The following is an 18501-nucleotide window of genomic DNA, read 5'->3' as shown; positions in this document are numbered from 1 at the left end:
CCGCGCCCCCCCCCCCCTCGCCACGGCCCCCGGCCTGCCCACTCCGGCCCCCGCCGCACACGCCCCGACCGCCCCGCCGCGTCACGACCCCCGGCCCGCACCCCGGCACCGCACCCCTCCACAATGTGTCCACCGCCACATCCATCGCGCCACATCCGCCGCCGCATACGGCCGCTGCCGCATACGGCGCCGGCATGCGATCACCGCCGTTCCGCCCCGGTGCATCGCGGCCCACCGCACCCGAGAAACATCAACTCGACCCACTCCAGGGCGAGCAGAGGAACCACCGGCCCGTGTTCGCCCGGGAAATCCCCCGCACCCCCCGCGCCCCCGCGGCACCAATCCTCGCTGCGCACTCACACACCCCACCCGCCCCGCACGCCCGATCCCAATCCCCGTCCCCTTCTCCACCCCGTTCCCGGACCCGTCCTCCAGACCGTCTGCCGGATGCGGAAATGCCCCTTCGGACGAGCACCAGGCCGGCACGATCAAGGACTCCTGCCCTTCACCCTTCACCCTGCGGACTGCGGACTGCGGACTGCGGACTGCGGACTGCGGACTGCGGACTGCGGACCAACTCCCCGTTCTCATCGCGGGTTTCGCCCTCTCGCTCGCCCATGAGCCCGTCCCGAAACGGAACGAAACAGCGCTGCTGCGCCCCCTCCGGCAGTCGACGACACACGGGAGCCACCGGCCACCGGCCACCGGCCGCCGTCCGCGCCCAGGAGCCCCAGGAGGCCCAGCAGCCCCAGGGGAACGCGCCGTGCGCAGGCGCCCCGCCCCAACTGTGACGCAGATCGCACGACCCGTTCGCATACGGCTATTCGCCCTGTACCGGGACAATCCGAACACGGCGCAACGGTCGGAGGCCGGTACCGGCCCGCTCGCGAGCCGGTATCCGCAAAGCCCGACCGGCAAAGCCGGACCCGTGGAGAAAGCACCGGAAGAATCCCGGAAGCCGGGAAGTCCGCAAGCGGGAACCCGCAAGGGGGAAGTTCGCAAGCGCCCGTGTGTGGGGAACCCGCGAGCGCCGCACACCGGGAAACCGCCGGGTCCGCGGCAGAAAATCAAGAAGGCCCCGGTCTCCATGACCGGGGCCTTCTTTTCCTGAGCGGACGACGAGGCTCGAACTCGCGACCTCAACCTTGGCAAGGTTGCGCTCTACCAACTGAGCTACGTCCGCAGGCATCCACTCGGCTTTCACCAAGTGGCGCGACAGCTACTCTACCTGATCCTTTGGACCGGTTGAACTGTCAGAGCGGGTGACAGGGATTGCACACTGCGCCTCCCCCTTGGAAAGGGGGCGCTCTACTACTGAGCTACACCCGCGTGACTCCTCGGGGCCCGGCCTTTCGGCCTCGCCCCTCGGCGTGCTCCAGACTCTAGCTGATCAGTAGGGGTGCTGTGCAAGTCGGCGGTGTGCGGGCCCGCGGGTGCCGGTAAGTCGGTTAGCGATTGGCCTCGTTGAAGGCTTCGTAGACCTTCTTGGGGATCCGGCCGCGCGGCGGGACGTCCATCTGATGCGAGCGCGCCCAGGCGCGGACCGCCGCGGGATCGGGGGTCACCGCGGTCCGGTGGAAGGTCTTGCCGGACTTGGCACGCTTGCGGCCGGCCGCCACGTACGGAGCGAGGGCGCCGCGCAGTTTCTTCGCATTGGCGGGATTGAGGTCGATCTCGTACGACTTCCCGTCCAAACCGAAGATGACCGTCTCTGCGGCTTCTCCTCCGTCGATGTCATCGGAGAGCGTTACTACTACGCGCTGCGCCACGGATATCGGTCCTTTCGGGGAGCAACCCCTTGTTGACGTGGGGTGATGCTCCGGATCCGGCTGATTGGGATCAATGCTTTTTCATTTGTACAGCGATGGGCATTGCATTGTGAAGCCCAGTTAATTTCGTCAGCGTGTCTTGCTGCAATCCGAACCCCGGATCTTTTCGAGGATTTTCCCCAAGGTGTGCTCCCGTCGATACCGGGTCGTGATCGGGCGCGCCGGATATCTATGCGCGTAGATTTTCGAACACGGTACTGTGAGGTCACCGCCTTACGCACCACACCACCGGGAGTGCCAGTGGCACGCGTCGTAGTCGACGTCATGCTCAAGCCGGAGATCCTCGATCCTCAGGGGCAGGCGGTGCAGCGTGCACTGCCTCGTCTGGGGTTTGCGGGGATCGCCGATGTCCGTCAGGGCAAGCGTTTCGAACTTGAGGTGGAGGGTCCGGTCGATGATGCCGCCCTCGCCCGTATCCATGAGATGGCCGAGACGTTCCTGGCCAACACCGTTATCGAGGACTTCACAGTCCGGGTCGACGAAGCCGTGCGGGCCGAGTCATGACCGTTCGTGTCGGAGTCGTCACGTTTCCCGGCACGCTCGATGACCGCGACACCCAGCGCGCGGTTCGGGTGGCCGGGGCCGAGGCGGTGCCGCTGTGGCATCGCGACAAGGATCTCCACCAGGTGGACGCCGTGGTGCTGCCCGGTGGTTTCTCCTACGGGGACTATCTGCGGGCCGGGGCGATCTCCCGGTTCTCGCCGGTGATGGAGACCGTGATCGAGCAGGCCCGGGCCGGGATGCCGGTGCTGGGCATCTGCAACGGCTTCCAGGTCCTGACCGAGACGCATCTGCTGCCGGGTGCGATGTTGCGCAACAACCACCTGCATTTCCTCTGCCGTGATCAGCGGTTGCGGGTGGAGAACGCGGCGACTGCCTGGACCGGCGACTACGTGCTGGGGCAGGAGATCAGCATTCCGCTCAAGAACATCGACGGCCGGTATGTGGCTGATGAGCGGACGTTGGACATGCTGGAGGCGGAGGGTCGGGTGGCGTTCCGTTACGTCACCGATGGCCCGGCCGCCGACGGGTGTGGCAATCCGAACGGTTCGTTGCGGGACATCGCCGGTATCACCAATGCGGCGGGCAATGTCGTGGGTTTGATGCCGCATCCCGAGCACGCGGTGGAGCCGCTGATCGGTACCGGCCGCCAAGACGGTCTGGGGGTCTTCACCTCGATCCTGAAGAAGCTGGTGGGCGTATGAGCCTGGATACCGTCAAGCACGCGACCGAGAGCCCCGAGGTGGGTCAGCCCTGGGCCGAGCTGGGTCTGAAGGAGGACGAGTACGCGCGCATCCGCGAGATCCTGGGTCGGCGGCCCACGGGTGCGGAGTTGGCGATGTACTCGGTGATGTGGTCCGAGCACTGCTCCTACAAGAGCAGCAAGGTCCACCTCAAGCAGTTCGGCGACAAGGCCCCCCGGACCGACGCCCTGCTGGTGGGTATCGGGGAGAACGCCGGTGTGGTGGATGTGGGGCAGGGGTATGCGGTGACCTTCAAGGTCGAGTCGCACAACCACCCCTCCTACATCGAGCCCTATCAGGGCGCGGCCACCGGGGTGGGGGGCATCGTCCGCGACATCCTGGCGATGGGCGCGCGCCCGGTGGCGGTGATGGACCCGCTGCGGTTCGGCGCCGCCGACCACCCCGACACCCACCGTGTCCTGCCCGGTGTGGTCGCCGGCATCGGCGGCTACGGCAACTGCCTGGGCCTGCCCAACATCGGCGGCGAGGTGGTCTTCGACCCCTGCTACCAGGGCAACCCGCTGGTCAACGCGCTGTGCGTGGGCGTGATGAAGCATGAGGACATCCATCTGGCCAAGGCGTCCGGCGCCGGCAACAAGGTCATCCTCTACGGTGCCCGCACCGGCGGCGACGGCATCGGCGGCGTCTCGGTGCTGGCCTCGGAGACCTTCGATGACGCCCGGCCGGCCAAGCGGCCCGCCGTCCAGGTCGGCGACCCCTTCCAGGAGAAGCTGCTGATCGAGTGCACGCTGGAGATCTTCCGCGAGAACCTGGTCGCCGGCATCCAGGACCTGGGCGGGGCCGGCCTGTCCTGCGCGACCAGCGAACTGGCCTCGGCCGGCTCCGGCGGCATGCACATCGAGCTGGACACCGTCCCGCTACGGGACTCCTCCCTCTCGCCGGAGGAGATCTTGATGAGTGAGTCGCAGGAGAGGATGTGCGCGATCGTCGAGCCGGACAAGGTCGAGCGGTTCCTTGAGATCTGTGAGAAGTGGGATGTGATCGCCACCGTCATCGGTGAGGTCACCGACGGCGAACGGCTGGAGATCTTCTGGCACGGTGAGCAGATCGTCGATGTCCCGCCGCGCTCGGTCGCCCACGAGGGCCCGACGTACCACCGCCCCTTTGCCCGGCCCCAGTGGCAGGACGCCCTCCAGGCCGACGATGCGGCCCGTCTGCCGCGTCCGGCAACCCCGGAACAACTGCGGGCTCAGGTGCTGGCGTTGGTGGGCTCGCCGAATCAGGCGTCCAAGGCGTGGGTCACCGACCAGTACGACCGGTTCGTCCAGGGCAACACCGTGCTGGCCCAGCCCGAGGACTCCGGGATGATCCGGATCGATGAGGACACCAACCTCGGCGTGGCCCTGGCCACCGACGGCAACGGCCGCTACACGAAGCTCGACCCCTACACCGGGGCGCAGTTGGCGCTGGCGGAGGCGTATCGCAACGTCGCGGCCACCGGTGCCAGGCCGCTGGCGGTCTCCGACTGCCTGAACTTCGGCTCGCCGGAGGATCCGGCCGTCATGTGGCAGTTCGCCGAGGCCACCCGCGGTCTGGCCGACGCCTGCCAGGCGCTGGGCACGCCGGTGACCGGCGGAAACGTCTCCCTCTACAACCAGACCGGCACCACCGCCATCCACCCCACGCCGGTGGTGGCGGTGCTGGGGGTCATCGACGATGTCACCCGCCGCACGCCGGTGGCGTTCGCCACCGAGGGTCAGCTGATCTACCTGCTGGGCGAGACCCGCGAGGAGTTGGGCGGTTCGGCCTGGTCGCAGGTGGTCCACGACCACCTGGGCGGGATGCCGCCGCGGGTGGACCTGGAACGGGAAAAGCTCCTCGGCGAGGTGCTGATCTCCGCGTCGCGGGACGGGATGGCCGATGCCGCCCACGACCTGTCCGACGGCGGACTGGTCCAGGCCCTGGTCGAATCGTGCCTGAGGGGCGGCAAGGGCGCCCGTGTGGTGGTTCCCGACGGACTGGACCCGTTCGTCTTCCTCTTCTCCGAATCCGCCGGCCGCGCCATCGTGGCCGTGCCCCGCAGTGAGGAGGTCCGCTTCACCGACATGTGCGGCGCACGCGGTCTGCCCGCCACCCGCATCGGCGTCGTCGACGGCGAAACCCTCGACATCCAGGGACAGTTCAGCATCCCCCTCACCGAACTGAAGCAGGCACACGAAGCCACCATCCCGGGGCTGATCGCCTAGCGTCGCTCCCGGGGGCCCTGGCCCGTGTCCCGCCGTGCCGACGCGGCCCGCCAGTACGCCTGGCGGGCCGCGCCGGCGTTCCGGCCCGACCCCGCGGGCGCTCCGGCGTCTTCCGTAAGAGCCGTAAGAGGTCGGCCCCTTCGGTATGAGGTACCGCTGGCCAGTCAGGCGCCGCTGGCCGGCTGGTACGGCTACCGGGGCCGCACCTCCCCGTCCAGCTGATGAACGGTGCCGACCCGGACACCGCCGACGATGTCCCGTTCGTCTTCGTCCGGCGGGGCATCGGCGTGCCGCGCGACGGCGAGACCTTCACGGCCGAGGAGCCGCAGAGCACCCCCGCGCCCCGAATCCGGCCCGACTGTCAGTGGTGCCGCCTAGGCTGATCACCATGTCGCCCACCGCCCGGAAGCCGCGCCCACGCCAGTACGACCCCCGCAAGACCCGTGCGGCCGTCATCGCGCAGCTGGATCATGTCCGCGCTGCCGTGGCGGAGTTGGCGCCGGAGCAGTTCGCGCTGCCGACCCGGCTGGGCGACTGGACGGTGCGGGAGCTGGTCGCGCATCTGTCCATGGGGGTCGGCAGCGTGGCGCGCGCCCTGCGGCTGCCGGTCCCGGAGCAGGCCGAGACCGCTCTTTTGGACTGGCCGGCGGCCGCCGCCGAGTACGCCCCGGGGGTCGACGCGTTCACCCGCGAGCTGGCCGCCGCCAACGACCCTGTGGAGCTGCTGGCGCGCACCGCCGAGGAGTTCGCCGAGCTGCTCCCGCGGGAGCCGGGCGACCGGGTGCTGCCCGTCCGGCCCGCCGCGATGCGGCTGGACGACGTCCTGGTCACCCGCTGCCTCGAGCTGGTCGTGCACACCGACGACCTGGCGGCGGCCACCGGCCAGGAGATCCCGTACGACCGCCAGGCGCTGGCCATCACCACCCGGCTGCTGGCCGACGCGCTGGCCGTGAAGGCGCCCGGCGGCTCGGTCGAGGTCCGGGTGCCGCCGTTCGCCGTCGTGCAGTGCGTCGAGGGCCCCCGGCACACCCGCGGCACCCCGCCGAACGTGGTCGAGACCGACCCGCTGACGTGGATACGCCTGGCCACCGGCCGTCTGGGGTGGGCCGAGGCGCTGGACGCGGCGGCGGTCGGCGCCAGTGGCGAGCGCGCGGATATCAGCGGCATTCTGCCGGTCATGAGCTGAGCCGGTCCGGCGCCCGGTCCGGCGGTCGCGTGCGGGCGTCGCGCATCTCACACCGACCGTCCGGAAAGCAAAACCGGCATAGAGTGCATACGCCTTCAAGTCGTCCCGTCTGGGATGGCGGAAACCGCACGAAAGCACAGCTCAGGGGTGGTGGGGCGGGTGCGGGCGAGGGGAGCACCGCCTGTCCTTGAGGGGGGAGGGGAGGAGGTGCCGGCCACGCGACCGGGGTGGGCGCGGCGGTGCCGTACGGGACGCCGGGAGCCGCGGCGCACCTGGTGAGAGGCCAGACGCGCCAAGGGTTCGCGGGGTTCGAGGGGACGGAGTGCGCGGCCGGGAGGACGTGTGCGCGTCAAGCGTGCGCAACGAGCCGTTCATGCGGTCCTCCAGCCTCGCGTCCATCCCCGGTTCGGATGAATGCGCGACCTGCCCTAGACTCTGGGACGTGCCACGTGGTGACGGACGACTCAACCACGACCTGCTCCCCGGCGAGAAGGGCCCCCAGGACGCATGCGGCGTCTTCGGTGTCTGGGCTCCGGGTGAAGAGGTCGCCAAACTCACCTATTTCGGGCTGTACGCGCTGCAGCACCGTGGACAGGAGTCCGCGGGCATCGCGGTGAGCAACGGCTCCCAGATCCTCGTTTTCAAGGACATGGGCCTGGTTTCCCAGGTCTTCGACGAGACCTCGCTCGGTTCCCTCCAGGGCCACATCGCCGTGGGCCATGCCCGCTACTCCACCACCGGTGCCTCGGTGTGGGAGAACGCCCAGCCGACGTTCCGTGCCACCGCGCACGGCTCGATCGCGCTCGGCCACAACGGCAACCTGGTCAACACCGCCGAGCTGGCCGAACTGGTCGCCGCACTGCCCCGGGACGGCGGCCGTGCGACCCAGGTCGCGGCCACCAACGACACCGACCTGGTGACCGCGCTGCTCGCCGGCCAGGTCGACGAGGAGGGCAAGCCGCTGACCGTCGAGGAGGCCGCGCCGCGCGTCCTGCCGAAGGTCAAGGGCGCCTTCTCGCTCTGCTTCATGGACGAGCACACGCTCTACGCCGCCCGCGACCCGCAGGGCATCCGCCCGCTGGTCCTCGGCCGCCTGGAGCGCGGCTGGGTGGTGGCCTCCGAGACGGCCGCCCTGGACATCGTCGGCGCCAGCTTCATCCGGGAGATCGAGCCCGGTGAGCTGGTCGCCATCGACGAGAACGGCCTGCGCAGCTCGCGCTTCGCCGAGGCCCGCCCCAAGGGCTGCGTCTTCGAGTACGTCTACCTCGCCCGCCCGGACACCGACATCGCCGGCCGCAACGTCTATCTCTCGCGGGTGGAGATGGGCCGCAAGCTGGCCGCCGAGGCGCCCGCCGATGCGGACCTGGTGATAGCGACCCCGGAGTCCGGGACCCCCGCCGCCGTCGGCTACGCCGAGGCCAGCGGCATCCCCTACGGCTCCGGCCTGGTCAAGAACTCCTACGTGGGCCGGACCTTCATCCAGCCCTCGCAGACCATCCGCCAGCTCGGTATCCGGCTCAAGCTCAACCCGCTCAAGGAAGTCATCCGCGGCAAGCGCCTGGTGGTCGTCGACGACTCGATCGTCCGCGGCAACACCCAGCGCGCGCTGGTCCGGATGCTGCGCGAGGCCGGCGCCACCGAGGTCCACATCCGGATCTCGTCCCCGCCGATCAAGTGGCCGTGCTTCTTCGGCATCGACTTCGCCACCCGCGCGGAGCTGATCGCCAACGGGCTGAGCGTCGAGGAGATCGGCAAGTCGCTGGGCGCCGATTCGCTGGCGTACATCTCCATTGACGGGATGATCGAGGCGACCACGATCGACAAGCCGAAGCTGTGCCGCGCCTGCTTCGACGGTGAATACCCGATGGAGCTGCCCGACCCGGAGCTGCTGGGCAAGCACCTCCTGGAGTCGGAGACCGCGGCCCCGTCCACCTCCGACGTGGACGGCCTCCGGACGCTCACGGCCGGGGTCGGCGGCGCCGACGCGCTGCGTCGCCCGTAGTGCTCGTACCCACCCAAACGAAAGTTCTCAGCCATGTCCGCTGATTCCACCGGTGCCAGCTATGCGTCCGCGGGCGTCGACATCGAAGCCGGCGACCGTGCCGTGGATCTCATGAAGGAGTGGGTGTCGAAGGCCACCCGCCCGGAGGTCGTCGGCGGGCTGGGCGGTTTCGCCGGCCTCTTCGACGCCTCCGTGCTCAAGCGCTACGAGCGTCCGCTGCTGGCCTCGGCCACCGACGGCGTCGGGACGAAGGTCGACATCGCCCGCCGGATGGGCGTCTACGACACCGTCGGCCACGACCTGGTCGGCATGGTCGTCGACGACCTGGTGGTCTGCGGTGCCGAGCCGCTGTTCATGACCGACTACATCTGCGTCGGCAAGGTCTACCCGGAGCGGGTCGCGGCGATCGTCAAGGGCATCGCGGAGGGCTGTGTGCTGGCCGGCTGCGCGCTGGTCGGCGGTGAGACCGCCGAGCACCCGGGGCTGCTGGGCGCGGACGACTTCGACATCGCCGGTGCCGGTACGGGCGTGGTCGAGGCCGACCGGCTGCTGGGCGCGGATCGTATCCGTACGGGTGACGCGGTGATCGCGATGGCCTCCTCCGGACTTCACTCGAACGGGTACTCGCTGGTACGCCACGTGCTCTTCGACCGGGCCGGTATGGCCCTGGAGCGGGAGGTGGCGGAGCTGGGCCGCACCCTCGGTGAGGAGCTGCTGGAGCCCACCAAGATCTACTCGTTGGACTGTCTGGCGCTGACCCGGACGACCGAGGTGCACGCGTTCTCGCACATCACCGGTGGCGGGCTGGCCAACAACCTGGCCCGGGTGATCCCGGACGGGCTGCACGCCACCGTCGACCGTTCCACCTGGACCCCGGGCGCGATCTTCGACCTGGTGGGCTCGGCCGGCGCGGTGGCGCGCCCGGAACTGGAGAAGACCCTGAACATGGGCGTCGGCATGGTCGCCGTCGTGCCCCAGGAGTCGGTGGACGTCGCCCTGACCACCCTCGCCGACCGCGGCGTGGACGCCTGGGTCGGCGGTGAGATCGTCGAGCGCGGCGGCCACACCGAGGCAGTGACCCTCACCGGTGACTACGCGGCCTGAGTCAGCCGAGCCCTGGGGCCGCCGCGCCGGCGGTCACCAGGGCAGCACAGAACCCGGTCCGGGCACTGCCCAGGACCGGGTCCGCGATGGTGTTATGAATGCCGCGAGCGCGCAGAGTGTCAAGCGCGACGACGCTGGTTGGTCGAGTTGCCCTCGTCCTCGTCGTCATCGGTGTTGTACCGGTCTGCGTACCGTGCGTACGGGTCGTCGTCCTCGTCATCCTCGAACGGCTCTCCGTTCGGAGGCTGCTGGTTCGACTGCGTTGCACCCAGCTCGTCGGCCAGTCGTGAGAGATCCGTCCCACCGCTGCTGTACTTCAGCTGGCGGGCGACCTTTGTCTGCTTGGCCTTGGCCCGGCCGCGCCCCATGGGTCGACCCCCTCAATGACGGGGCTCGATGGCCCCAGAGTCTTGACACGCGTTCATGATTCAGAGCGGGCTCTCGACAGAGAGACCGGCTCGTAGGGCTTTAACGGTACCTGCTTCCGCGGCCATACGGTACGTCGCCCGCATCACCCACCGCTCCGCACGACCGGCGAGGCGCCCTTTCCACGCTGGTCAACTGCGATTTTAACCTGTCCTGTACGGCGACCCGCCGACGGGTGGTGAGGGATGTCTCCCCCGCCGCCCGTGACGGGCCGCGCAAGGTGTGATTTCGGCCACCTGGACCGCCGTGGGCCGTCCCCTGGACGGCGGTGCGGCCATCAGGCGCGCGGGCCCCCCGCCGTCCGCGCCTCGGCCATCCGCTGCTCGGCGAGCCGGTCGGCCGCCTCGGCCGGCGGGATGCCCTCGGACTTCGCACGAGCGAATATTGACAGCGTGGTGTCGAAGATCTTCGCGGCCTTCGCCTTGCAGCGGTCGAAGTCGAAGCCGTGCAGCTCGTCGGCCACCTGGATGACGCCGCCGGCGTTCACGACGTAGTCCGGGGCGTAGAGGATCCCGCGGTCCGAGAGGTCCTTCTCCACGCCCGGGTGCGCCAGCTGGTTGTTGGCCGCGCCGCAGACCACCTTGGCGGTCAGCACCGGCACCGAGTCGTCGCTGAGCGCGCCGCCCAGCGCACAGGGCGCGTACACGTCCAGGCCCTCGGTGCGGATCAGCGCCTCGGTGTCCGCGACGGCGGTCACCCGGGGGTGCCGGGCGAGGATCCGGTCCACCGACTCGGCGCGGACGTCCGTGATCACGACCTCGGCGCCGTCCTGGAGGAGGTGCTCGACCAGATGGTGGCCCACCTTGCCGACGCCCGCGATGCCGACCTTGCGGTCCCGCAGCGTCGGATCGCCCCACAGGTGCTGGGCCGAGGCCCGCATGCCCTGGAACACGCCGTAGGCGGTCAGCACGGAGGAGTCGCCGGCGCCGCCGTTCTCCGGGGAGCGGCCGGTGGTCCACTTGTTGGTGCGGGCGACCACGTCCATATCGGCCACGTACGTGCCGACGTCGCAGGCGGTGACGTAGCGGCCCCCGAGGGAGGCCACGAACCGGCCGTAGGCGAGCAGCAGTTCCTCGGTCTTGATCAGATCGGGATCGCCGATGATCACCGCCTTGCCGCCGCCGTGGTCCAGCCCGGCCAGGGCGTTCTTGTAGGACATGCCGCGCGACAGGTTCAGAGCGTCCAGCACGGCCTCCTCCTCGGAGGCGTAGGCATGGAAGCGGGTGCCGCCGAGGGCGGGGCCCAGCGCGGTGCTGTGGATGGCGATCACGGCCTTGAGGCCGCTCGCCCGGTCCTGGCAGAGAACGACTTGCTCGTGGCCGCCCTGCTCCGTGCGGAACAGGGTCTGCAGCACGCCGCTCTCGGCGCCTGCGAAGGCAGGACGTACGTCAGTCACGGTCGTGACTCCCATATGTCGCGGAGGACGCCCTCCTGCGGGTGGGGAGGGCCGGTTGAAACGAGCGTAAGACCTGGAGGGCGCGTTGATCCGCCAGGTACCGGGGATCACCCTCTCCCGGGGGACGGGCATGGGACGATCTGCCGTATCCAGACCGGGCGGGGGTAGGCAACTCCGGGCGGTGGACTTTCCTTTGAAGGAGCGGGCGTGGCCTTGGCGTCGTCGGTACGGGTCCCGTATGTGGCGTATCTGCGGGTCTACGAACCGCTGGCCGCGTTCCCCGAGCCGGAGCGCTCCTACTGGGCGCGCTACGCCAAGCGCGACGACATGCCCACGGCCGTCGACGAGCAGCGCCGGGCGCTGGCCGATCTGCTGCCGACCCCACCGGTCCCGGTGCCGGTCCACGAGAGCGCCGACGCGTTCGTCGCCGTGGTGAACGAGGTGACCTATGTGTGCCCCTGGCGCACCCGGCTGCGCGGCTGGCAGGCCCTGGAGTCCCTGGAGGAGCTGCTGCCGGCCGCGGTGCTGGACGCGGCGCTGCCCCCGGTGGTGCGCCGCCAGGCGGCCACCGACTACGAGCGGTGGCGGGAGCGCAATCCGGACGCCCGGCCGTGGATCCGGGCGGCGACCTGGCACGTCCCGGTCCGCTGGTTCGTCCTCTTCGAGGACGGCGAGCGCGAGTACACGGAGGGTGAGCAGGCGCCCCTGCTGCGTTACCGGACGCCGATGGTGCAGGCGCGGCGCCGCGTCGCGCGCGGGTTGCGTACGCTTCGGGACGCCCTGGAAGAGGGGCCGCTCATCGACGGCCTGGTAGATGTGGGGCGCTGGCTCGAAGAATTCCATCCGCGTTCGCTCGTGGAGCTGGACTACGGAGGGCTGGTGCACGCGGTGCCCGAAGGGCAGCTCGCCGAGGACCGCTCCGCCGCCGAGGTGGCGGAGGGGCTGGCGGCGCTGCGCGAGGGGGACGGCGAGCGGGCCGGCGTCGCGTACGAGAAGCTCTCGCAGCGGTGGCGCGCGGTGCGCGAACGTCAGTTCTCCAGCTGAATGCCCGGTGCCCGACGCGGAGTTGCCGGGTGCGGCATCCCGGTGGTCAGGACGTACGGGACGTAGGTCCCGATCCGGGCTATTGCCTCAAGCGTGACCTAAAGCACTGACTTCGGGTCTTGCTCCTAAGGCGTACCCTCGTGCCAAAATAGGACAAGGAGCCTGACTCGGGCTCCTTCCGTCCAACTAAGGGCGGATAGTTCGGTATTGCGCTCCTTGAGGGGTCTCGTGGTGGCTGGTCACGTTGTGACTGTTCGTCACGGGGGTGTGACTGTCCGCTATGGCACGGTCCATCGGCATCCGCCAAGGTTGAACACCTGAGAGGGCAATTCCATCGGTTTGGCCGACGTGGCTGGACAGATGGTGTAGTTGTAGTGCCGAGGACAAGCCGTTCGTCCTATAACCGACTCGGCCCGCGTCTGCCATTTCGGGCAACGTGGGTCAAGGTGCAGAATTTAGAGGAAAGAACCGTGATGGTTCGGTTCTCCCGAGGAGGCCGCTCATGACCGCTCGCACCCCTGACGCCGAGCCGCTGCTTACCCCCGCCGAGGTCGCCACGATGTTCCGCGTGGACCCGAAGACGGTGACCCGCTGGGCCAAGGCAGGCAAGCTCACGTCCATCCGTACGCTCGGAGGGCACCGGCGTTACCGCGAGGCTGAGGTCCGCGCGCTGCTCGCGGGTATCCCGCAGCAGCGCAGCGAGTCCTGAACAACCGCATAACCAGGCCGTTTTCGGGCCCCCCAACCCGGAAACGCCCGCTTTGGCACCACATGCTTCACCTGCTTCACCCCGCTCCATAGAGCTCTTTACGACGCGGCGCCTGCCCCAACAGGCCCACACCCGTTCCATCTGGGTACGTCATCGATCGCGCTGGACTCCGCCGGGTCCAGCGCGATCTCTTTTGTGTGCGGCCGTTCCAGGGCCGCTCGCGGCGCTCGGGGCGCCCTGGCGCCGGTCGACTCCGGCGGGGGCGTCACGACCCGTTCAGGGGCCCTGAGGGGGGCCGTCAGTGTGGACCTGGCGGGTCTGTTTCGGAGTACTCGACGAGGAGTGCAATTGCACATATTAAATTGACCGGTTGTGGGCGGGCGGTAAGTTCCCTGTCGCGCGAAACTTGTTCGGTGACTCCCGTCACATCGCGCGGTCCTTGAAGGGCATACGTCCCCTGCGGTAAGGGGCGCTTCACCGTCACCACATCAACAGCCTTCCACCGCGCCGCCGGTGGGCGCAGGCGCCCTTGGTCACCGGTCGGCGGGACTTTCGTCCTCCGCCGGCGGCTCGCAGGCGGCCGGGGGGGGGGCGGAGGCGGGCGGGGGCGCGTCGGCCCCGGAGAGGGCCGCGTGCGGCTCCATGGCGAGCCGCAGCAGCTGATGGCAGACCGGGCAGTGCCGGGTCAGATGGCGGGAGCCGTAGGCGAGGGCCGCCGACAGATGGGCACGCAACAGCGCCCTGGTCTCGTGTCGTACCGCAGCAGTCATCGCACGCCACCTCCCCGGCCCCCACGCCTTCCTCTGTGAGTACCGGCGGCAGGTGCCGCCGTCAAGACGCCCGTCGCCGCCGGCCGGGATCGGACGGGACCTTCGGGCCACAGGGCGGACGGCCCGGGGGAGATGGACGCGGGGAGCGTGCGGCCGGGAGGATCGCGGTGCCCGCCGGGGCGGACCGCGGGTGGTGTGTGATGCGCACCGTACCGCGCCGCGGGCCGGTCCGGACAGCACAACGGCCCGCATCCGAGAGGGATGCGGGCCGTGAAAAAGCGGTCCTGACGGGATTTGAACCCGCGGCCTCCACCTTGACAGGGTGGCGAGCACTCCAAACTGCTCCACAGGACCTTGCGTTTCGCTTTCCGCTTGCGGCGGGCTGCGGAACAAGACTGTACAGCAGGTCAGGGGGTGCGGTCGAACTCGATCCCGGTGCCCGCCCGGAGGCTACGGCGCCGCCGCGTCCACCGCCTTCACGATGCGCTTGTCGGAGATCGGGTACGCGGTCCCCAGGGCGTGCGCGAAGTAACTGACCCGCAGCTCCTCGATCATCCAGCGGATCTCCCGGGCCGCGGCCGGCACCGGGCGGCCCGGGGGGAACTGCTCCAGCAGCCAGGCGTATTCGTCCTGCATCTCCTTCACCTTGGCCATACGGGTGCGGTCCCGCTCGGCGTTGGTGGGCAGCTGCGTCAGGCGGCGGTCGGCGGCCACCAGGTAGCGCATCAGGTCCGGCAGCCGCTTGGCTCCGTGCGCGGTCACGAAGCCCGGCTTGATCAGCTCCGCCAGCTGCTCCTTGACGTCCGCCAGCGACGTCAGCAGCGACGGGAACGTGGTCGCCTTCAGCCGGCGCTCGCACGCCTGCCAGGCGGCCAGCACCTCCTGGACCTGCCAGATGGTCTTCAGCGTCGCGTCGACCAGGTCGGCGCGCACCGCGTCGTACAGCTTGCGGAAGGACTCCTCGTCCCACGCCGGGCCGCCCCGCGCCGCGATCAGCCGGTCCGCGGCGGCGGTCACGCAGTCCTCGAAGAGCGCCGCGATGGAACCGTGCGGATTACGGGACAGCGCGAGCTTCTGCTGGTTGCTCAGCCTGTCCTGGGCGAACTTGGCGGGGTTGGACGGGATGTTGAGCAGGATGAGCCGGCGGGTGCCGGCCCACATGGCGGTCAGCTGCTCGGCCTCGGTGTCGAAGAGGCGCACGGCGACGCTGGTGCCCTCGTCGACCAGCGCCGGGTACGCCTTGAGGGGCTGGCCCGCGCGCCGGGTCTCGAAGGTGCGCGGCAGCGTGCCGATCGTCCAGGACGTCAGGCCGGTGCGCTGCTCCAGGCCGGCCAGCGGGCCGTCGCCCCGGCCGCCCTTGCCGTCCCTGGCGGGCCGTTCGGCGGCCTGCTCGAAGGCCCTGGAGATCGCCGCCCGGGTCTTCGGCTTGAGCTGGAGCCGCAGCGCTTCGAGGTCCTTGGCCTCGGCGAGCTTGTGGCGCCGCTCGTCGACCACCCGGAAGGTGATCTTGAGGTGGTCGGGGATCCTGGCGGTGTCGAAGTCCGCCGCCTCGACAGGGACGCCGACCATTCGCTGGAGCCCGGCCGCCAGGGAGGAGGTCAGGGCGCCCTGGAGGGGGACGGTGGTGTCCAGGAAACGGGCGGCGAAGTTCGGCGCCGGGACGTAGTTGCGGCGGATCGGCTTGGGCAGCGAGCGGATCAGCTCCGTCACCAGCTGCTCGCGCAGGCCGGGGATCTGCCAGTCGAAGCCCTCGGAGGAGACCTGGTTGAGGACCTGGAGCGGGATGTGGACGGTCACGCCGTCCGCGTCCGCGCCCGGCTCGAACTGGTAGGTGACCTTGAACTTCAGCTTGCCCTGGCGCCAGGAATCCGGGTAGTCGTCCTTGGTGACGGCCTCGGCGGATTCGTTGATGAGCATCGAGTGCTCGAAATTGAGCAGTTCGGGCTCTTCGCCGCGCTTCTTCTTCCACCAGGAGTCGAAGTGCGCGCCGGAGACCACGTCCGCCGGGATCCGCTGGTCGTAGAAGTCGAAGAGCGTCTCGTCGTCCACGAGGATGTCGCGGCGCCGGGCGCGGTGCTCCAACTCCTCGACCTCGCCGAGCAGTTTGCGGTTGTCATGGAAGAACTGGTGGTGGGTGCGCCAGTCGCCCTCCACCAGGGCGTGCCGGATGAACAGGTCGCGGGAGACCTCGGGGTCGATCCGCCCGTAGTTGACCTTGCGCTGGGCGACGATCGGGACGCCGTAGAGCGTGACCCGCTCGTACGCCATCACCGCGGCCATCTTCTGCTCCCAGTGGGGCTCGCTGTAGGTGCGCTTCACCAGGTGCTGGGCCAGCGGTTCGAGCCATTCCGGCTCGATCCGGGCGTTCACCCGCGCCCACAGCCGGGAGGTCTCGACCAGCTCCGCGGACATCACCCAGCGCGGGGGCTTCTTGAAGAGGGCGGAGCCGGGGAAGATCGCGAACTTGGCGCTGCGGGCGCCCAGGTACTCGTTCTTGGCGGCCCCTTCTCTCCCGCCTTCCTGCCCTGCGTTCTTGAGTCCGATATGCGAAAGCAAACCGGACAGGAGGGAGATGTGGACGCGGTCCGGTGCCGCGTCCTGCTCCGACAGGTGGATGCCCATGCCCTTGGCGACCGTACGGAGCTGGGAGTAGATGTCCTGCCACTCGCGTATGCGGAGGTAGTTGAGGAACTCCGTGCGGCACATCCGGCGGAACGCGGACGACGACAGCGCCTTCTGCTGTTCGCGCACATAGCGCCAGAGGTTGAGGAACGCCAGGAAGTCGGACGTCTCGTCCTTGAACCGGGCGTGCTGCTGGTCGGCCTGCTGCTGCTTGTCCGACGGCCGCTCGCGCGGATCCTGGATGGACAGCGCCGCCGCGATGACCATGACCTCGCGGACGCAGCCGTTGCGGTCCGCCTCCAGCACCATCCGGGCCAGCCGCGGGTCCACCGGCAGCTGGGAGAGCTGGCGGCCCAGCGGGGTCAGCCGCTTCCTGAGGTCCTTCTGCCTGAGGTCGAGCGCGCCCAGCTCGCTCAGCAGGTCGACACCGTCCTTGATGTTGCGGCGGTCCGGCGGGTCGATGAACGGGAACTTCTCGATGTCACCGAGGCCGGCCGCGGTCATCTGGAGGATGACGGAGGCCAGGTTCGTCCGGAGGATCTCGGCGTCGGTGAACTCCGGGCGGGTGAGGAAGTCGTCCTCGGAATAGAGGCGGATGCAGATGCCGTCGCTGGTCCGGCCGCAGCGGCCCTTGCGCTGGTTGGCGCTGGCCTGCGAGACCGGCTCGATGGGCAGCCGCTGCACCTTCGTACGGAAGCTGTAGCGGGAGATGCGGGCCATGCCGGGGTCGATGACGTACTTGATGCCCGGGACGGTCAGCGAGGTCTCGGCGACGTTCGTGGCCAGCACGATCCGTCTGCCCGTATGGCGCTGGAAGACGCGGTGCTGCTCGGCGTGCGAGAGCCGGGCATACAGGGGCAGCACCTCCGTCGCCGGCAGGTTCTTCTTGTTGAGCGCGTCCGCGGTGTCCCGGATCTCGCGCTCGCCGGAGAGGAAGACCAGGATGTCGCCGGGCCCCTCGCTGCGCAGTTCGTCCACCGCGTCGCAGATCGCGGTGATCTGGTCGCGGTCGGCGTCCCTGAAATCAGATGCACTCTGGCCGCCCTCCTCAAGTAGCGGGCGGTAGCGCACCTCCACCGGATACGTGCGCCCGGAGACCTCGACGATCGGTGCGTCCCCGAAATGCCGGGAGAACCGCTCGGGGTCGATGGTCGCGGAGGTGATGACCACCTTCAGGTCCGGGCGCTTGGGCAGCAGTTGCGCCAGATACCCGAGGATGAAGTCGATGTTGAGGCTGCGCTCGTGCGCCTCGTCGATGATGATCGTGTCGTACTGGCGCAGCTCGCGGTCCGTCTGGATCTCGGCGAGCAGGATGCCGTCGGTCATCAGCTTGACCAGGGTGTCGTCGCCGACCTGGTCGGTGAAGCGGACCTTCCAGCCGACGCTCTCGCCCAGCGGGGTCTTCAGCTCCTCGGCCACCCGCTCGGCGACCGTACGGGCCGCGATCCGGCGCGGCTGGGTGTGCCCGATCAGGCCCTGGACGCCGCGGCCGAGCTCCAGGCAGATCTTGGGGATCTGCGTCGTCTTGCCGGAGCCGGTCTCGCCCGCGACGATCACGACCTGGTGGTCCCGGATCGCGGCCAGGATCTCGTCCTTCTTCTGGCTGACCGGGAGCTCTGCCGGGTAACTGACCTCCGGCATCGCGGCGCGCCGCGCCTCGACCCGCAGCTCGGCCTCGTCGATGCCGCCGGCGATCTCGGTGAGCACGGCGGCACGGGCCTCGGGCTTGCGGATCCGGCGCGCGCCGTCGAGCCGGCGTCCCAGCCGCTGCTGATCGCGCAGCATCAGCTCGGGCAGTCGCTTCAGCAGCGCGGGCAGCGTGGATGCGGCGCCGTCGGGCAGGGCGGAGGCAGGCTGACTGGACATACGTCCCCCAGGATCTCACCTCGCGCAAACGACTGGCGAACCATTTGACGGCCGCGACCGGATCGCGGACCGGGCAGCGGCAGGGCCAGGAGGTCG

Annotated in this window: 14 protein-coding genes and 3 tRNA genes; 9 read left to right on the top strand and 8 right to left on the bottom strand. The window is 69.6% G+C overall.

Features of this window, described 5'->3' with window-relative positions; genetic code table 11:
* Nucleotides 1-1110 precede the first annotated feature (1110 nt).
* The 3 genes from RZ84_RS17095 to RZ84_RS17085 all read right to left on the bottom strand — a co-directional run bounded on the left by RZ84_RS17095 (nt 1111) and on the right by RZ84_RS17085 (nt 1769).
* Nucleotides 1111-1183: transfer RNA gene (locus tag RZ84_RS17095), tRNA-Gly, on the bottom strand.
* 74 nt (nt 1184-1257) lie between these two features.
* Nucleotides 1258-1329 (bottom strand) — tRNA-Gly (locus tag RZ84_RS17090).
* A 119-nt stretch (nt 1330-1448) separates the two neighbouring features.
* On the bottom strand, nt 1449-1769 hold the full coding sequence (locus RZ84_RS17085; RefSeq protein WP_043265036.1) for a histone-like nucleoid-structuring protein Lsr2: 321 nt from the start codon (nt 1767-1769) through the stop codon (nt 1449-1451).
* 300 nt (nt 1770-2069) lie between these two features.
* On the opposite strand from RZ84_RS17085, the gene purS reads away from it, so the two are divergent.
* The 7 genes from purS (at nt 2070) to purM (ending at nt 9572) form a co-directional block, all read left to right on the top strand.
* A complete protein-coding gene (gene purS, locus RZ84_RS17080) occupies nt 2070-2333 on the top strand; it encodes a phosphoribosylformylglycinamidine synthase subunit PurS (protein WP_043265035.1) in 264 nt (87 codons plus the stop codon).
* Nucleotides 2330-3034 carry a phosphoribosylformylglycinamidine synthase subunit PurQ gene (purQ, locus tag RZ84_RS17075; protein ID WP_043265034.1) on the top strand — a complete coding sequence of 235 codons (705 nt, stop codon included), beginning with the start codon at nt 2330-2332 and terminating at the stop codon, nt 3032-3034. The genes purS and purQ overlap by 4 nt, the downstream gene beginning before the upstream one ends.
* Nucleotides 3031-5280, top strand: coding sequence for a phosphoribosylformylglycinamidine synthase subunit PurL (purL, locus tag RZ84_RS17070; protein WP_043265033.1), 2250 nt, complete (start codon nt 3031-3033; stop codon nt 5278-5280). Before purQ ends, purL begins: the two co-directional genes overlap by 4 nt.
* A 221-nt stretch (nt 5281-5501) precedes the next feature.
* Nucleotides 5502-5663: a hypothetical protein gene (locus RZ84_RS41225; RefSeq protein WP_241777737.1), complete on the top strand. Its 162-nt coding sequence runs from the start codon at nt 5502-5504 to the stop codon at nt 5661-5663.
* 5 nt (nt 5664-5668) lie between these two features.
* Nucleotides 5669-6466 carry a maleylpyruvate isomerase family mycothiol-dependent enzyme gene (locus tag RZ84_RS17065; protein ID WP_043265032.1) on the top strand — a complete coding sequence of 266 codons (798 nt, stop codon included), beginning with the start codon at nt 5669-5671 and terminating at the stop codon, nt 6464-6466.
* A 442-nt stretch (nt 6467-6908) separates the two neighbouring features.
* Nucleotides 6909-8468, top strand: a complete 1560-nt coding sequence (gene purF, locus RZ84_RS17060) for an amidophosphoribosyltransferase (protein WP_043265031.1) — start codon at nt 6909-6911, stop codon at nt 8466-8468.
* Between the two features lie 33 nt (nt 8469-8501).
* Nucleotides 8502-9572: a phosphoribosylformylglycinamidine cyclo-ligase gene (gene purM / locus RZ84_RS17055; RefSeq protein WP_043265030.1), complete on the top strand. Its 1071-nt coding sequence runs from the start codon at nt 8502-8504 to the stop codon at nt 9570-9572.
* 119 nt (nt 9573-9691) lie between these two features.
* Here the strand turns inward: purM and RZ84_RS17050 are convergent, their stop codons facing one another.
* A complete protein-coding gene (locus RZ84_RS17050) occupies nt 9692-9940 on the bottom strand; it encodes a DUF3073 domain-containing protein (protein WP_043262599.1) in 249 nt (82 codons plus the stop codon).
* Between the two features lie 335 nt (nt 9941-10275).
* Nucleotides 10276-11409, bottom strand: a complete 1134-nt coding sequence (locus tag RZ84_RS17045; protein WP_107068045.1) for a Leu/Phe/Val dehydrogenase — start codon at nt 11407-11409, stop codon at nt 10276-10278.
* Nucleotides 11410-11601: 192 nt separating this feature from the next.
* Between RZ84_RS17045 and RZ84_RS17040 the strand changes: the two genes are divergently transcribed.
* Both RZ84_RS17040 and bldC read left to right on the top strand, forming a co-directional pair.
* Nucleotides 11602-12438 carry a DUF8083 family protein gene (locus RZ84_RS17040; RefSeq protein WP_043262598.1) on the top strand — a complete coding sequence of 279 codons (837 nt, stop codon included), beginning with the start codon at nt 11602-11604 and terminating at the stop codon, nt 12436-12438.
* 502 nt (nt 12439-12940) lie between these two features.
* The gene (gene bldC / locus RZ84_RS17035; RefSeq protein ID WP_003980577.1) at nt 12941-13147 is read left to right on the top strand and encodes a developmental transcriptional regulator BldC; all 207 of its coding nucleotides are present in this window, start codon (nt 12941-12943) and stop codon (nt 13145-13147) included.
* A 533-nt stretch (nt 13148-13680) separates the two neighbouring features.
* Here the strand turns inward: bldC and RZ84_RS17030 are convergent.
* The 3 genes from RZ84_RS17030 to hrpA form a co-directional block, all read right to left on the bottom strand.
* Complete coding sequence (locus RZ84_RS17030) at nt 13681-13917, bottom strand: DUF6274 family protein (protein WP_043265029.1); 237 nt, start codon at nt 13915-13917, stop codon at nt 13681-13683.
* A 279-nt stretch (nt 13918-14196) separates the two neighbouring features.
* Nucleotides 14197-14271, bottom strand: a tRNA-Asp gene (locus tag RZ84_RS17025).
* 96 nt (nt 14272-14367) lie between these two features.
* Complete coding sequence (hrpA, locus tag RZ84_RS17020; protein ID WP_043265028.1) at nt 14368-18405, bottom strand: ATP-dependent RNA helicase HrpA; 4038 nt, start codon at nt 18403-18405, stop codon at nt 14368-14370.
* Between the last annotated feature and the right edge of the window lie 96 nt (nt 18406-18501).

Source organism: Streptomyces sp. CT34 (genome assembly GCF_000805335.1).
In the GTDB taxonomy this organism is placed as follows: domain Bacteria; phylum Actinomycetota; class Actinomycetes; order Streptomycetales; family Streptomycetaceae; genus Streptomyces.
The sequence above is the reverse complement of the archived record's forward strand: the minus strand, read 5'-3'. Positions and strand labels throughout refer to the sequence as shown.

What these genes read in the sequence shown, in the direction of transcription:
- RZ84_RS41225 (WP_241777737.1), top strand. Translation starts at nt 5,502, where the DNA reads ATGAACGGTGCCGACCCGGACACCGCCGACGATGTCCCGTTCGTCTTC.
- hrpA (WP_043265028.1), bottom strand. Translation starts at nt 18,405, where the DNA reads ATGTCCAGTCAGCCTGCCTCCGCCCTGCCCGACGGCGCCGCATCCACG.
- bldC (WP_003980577.1), top strand. Translation starts at nt 12,941, where the DNA reads ATGACCGCTCGCACCCCTGACGCCGAGCCGCTGCTTACCCCCGCCGAG.
- purM (WP_043265030.1), top strand. Translation starts at nt 8,502, where the DNA reads ATGTCCGCTGATTCCACCGGTGCCAGCTATGCGTCCGCGGGCGTCGAC.
- RZ84_RS17050 (WP_043262599.1), bottom strand. Translation starts at nt 9,940, where the DNA reads ATGGGGCGCGGCCGGGCCAAGGCCAAGCAGACAAAGGTCGCCCGCCAG.
- RZ84_RS17045 (WP_107068045.1), bottom strand. Translation starts at nt 11,409, where the DNA reads ATGGGAGTCACGACCGTGACTGACGTACGTCCTGCCTTCGCAGGCGCC.
- RZ84_RS17065 (WP_043265032.1), top strand. Translation starts at nt 5,669, where the DNA reads ATGTCGCCCACCGCCCGGAAGCCGCGCCCACGCCAGTACGACCCCCGC.
- purL (WP_043265033.1), top strand. Translation starts at nt 3,031, where the DNA reads ATGAGCCTGGATACCGTCAAGCACGCGACCGAGAGCCCCGAGGTGGGT.
- purQ (WP_043265034.1), top strand. Translation starts at nt 2,330, where the DNA reads ATGACCGTTCGTGTCGGAGTCGTCACGTTTCCCGGCACGCTCGATGAC.
- RZ84_RS17030 (WP_043265029.1), bottom strand. Translation starts at nt 13,917, where the DNA reads ATGACTGCTGCGGTACGACACGAGACCAGGGCGCTGTTGCGTGCCCAT.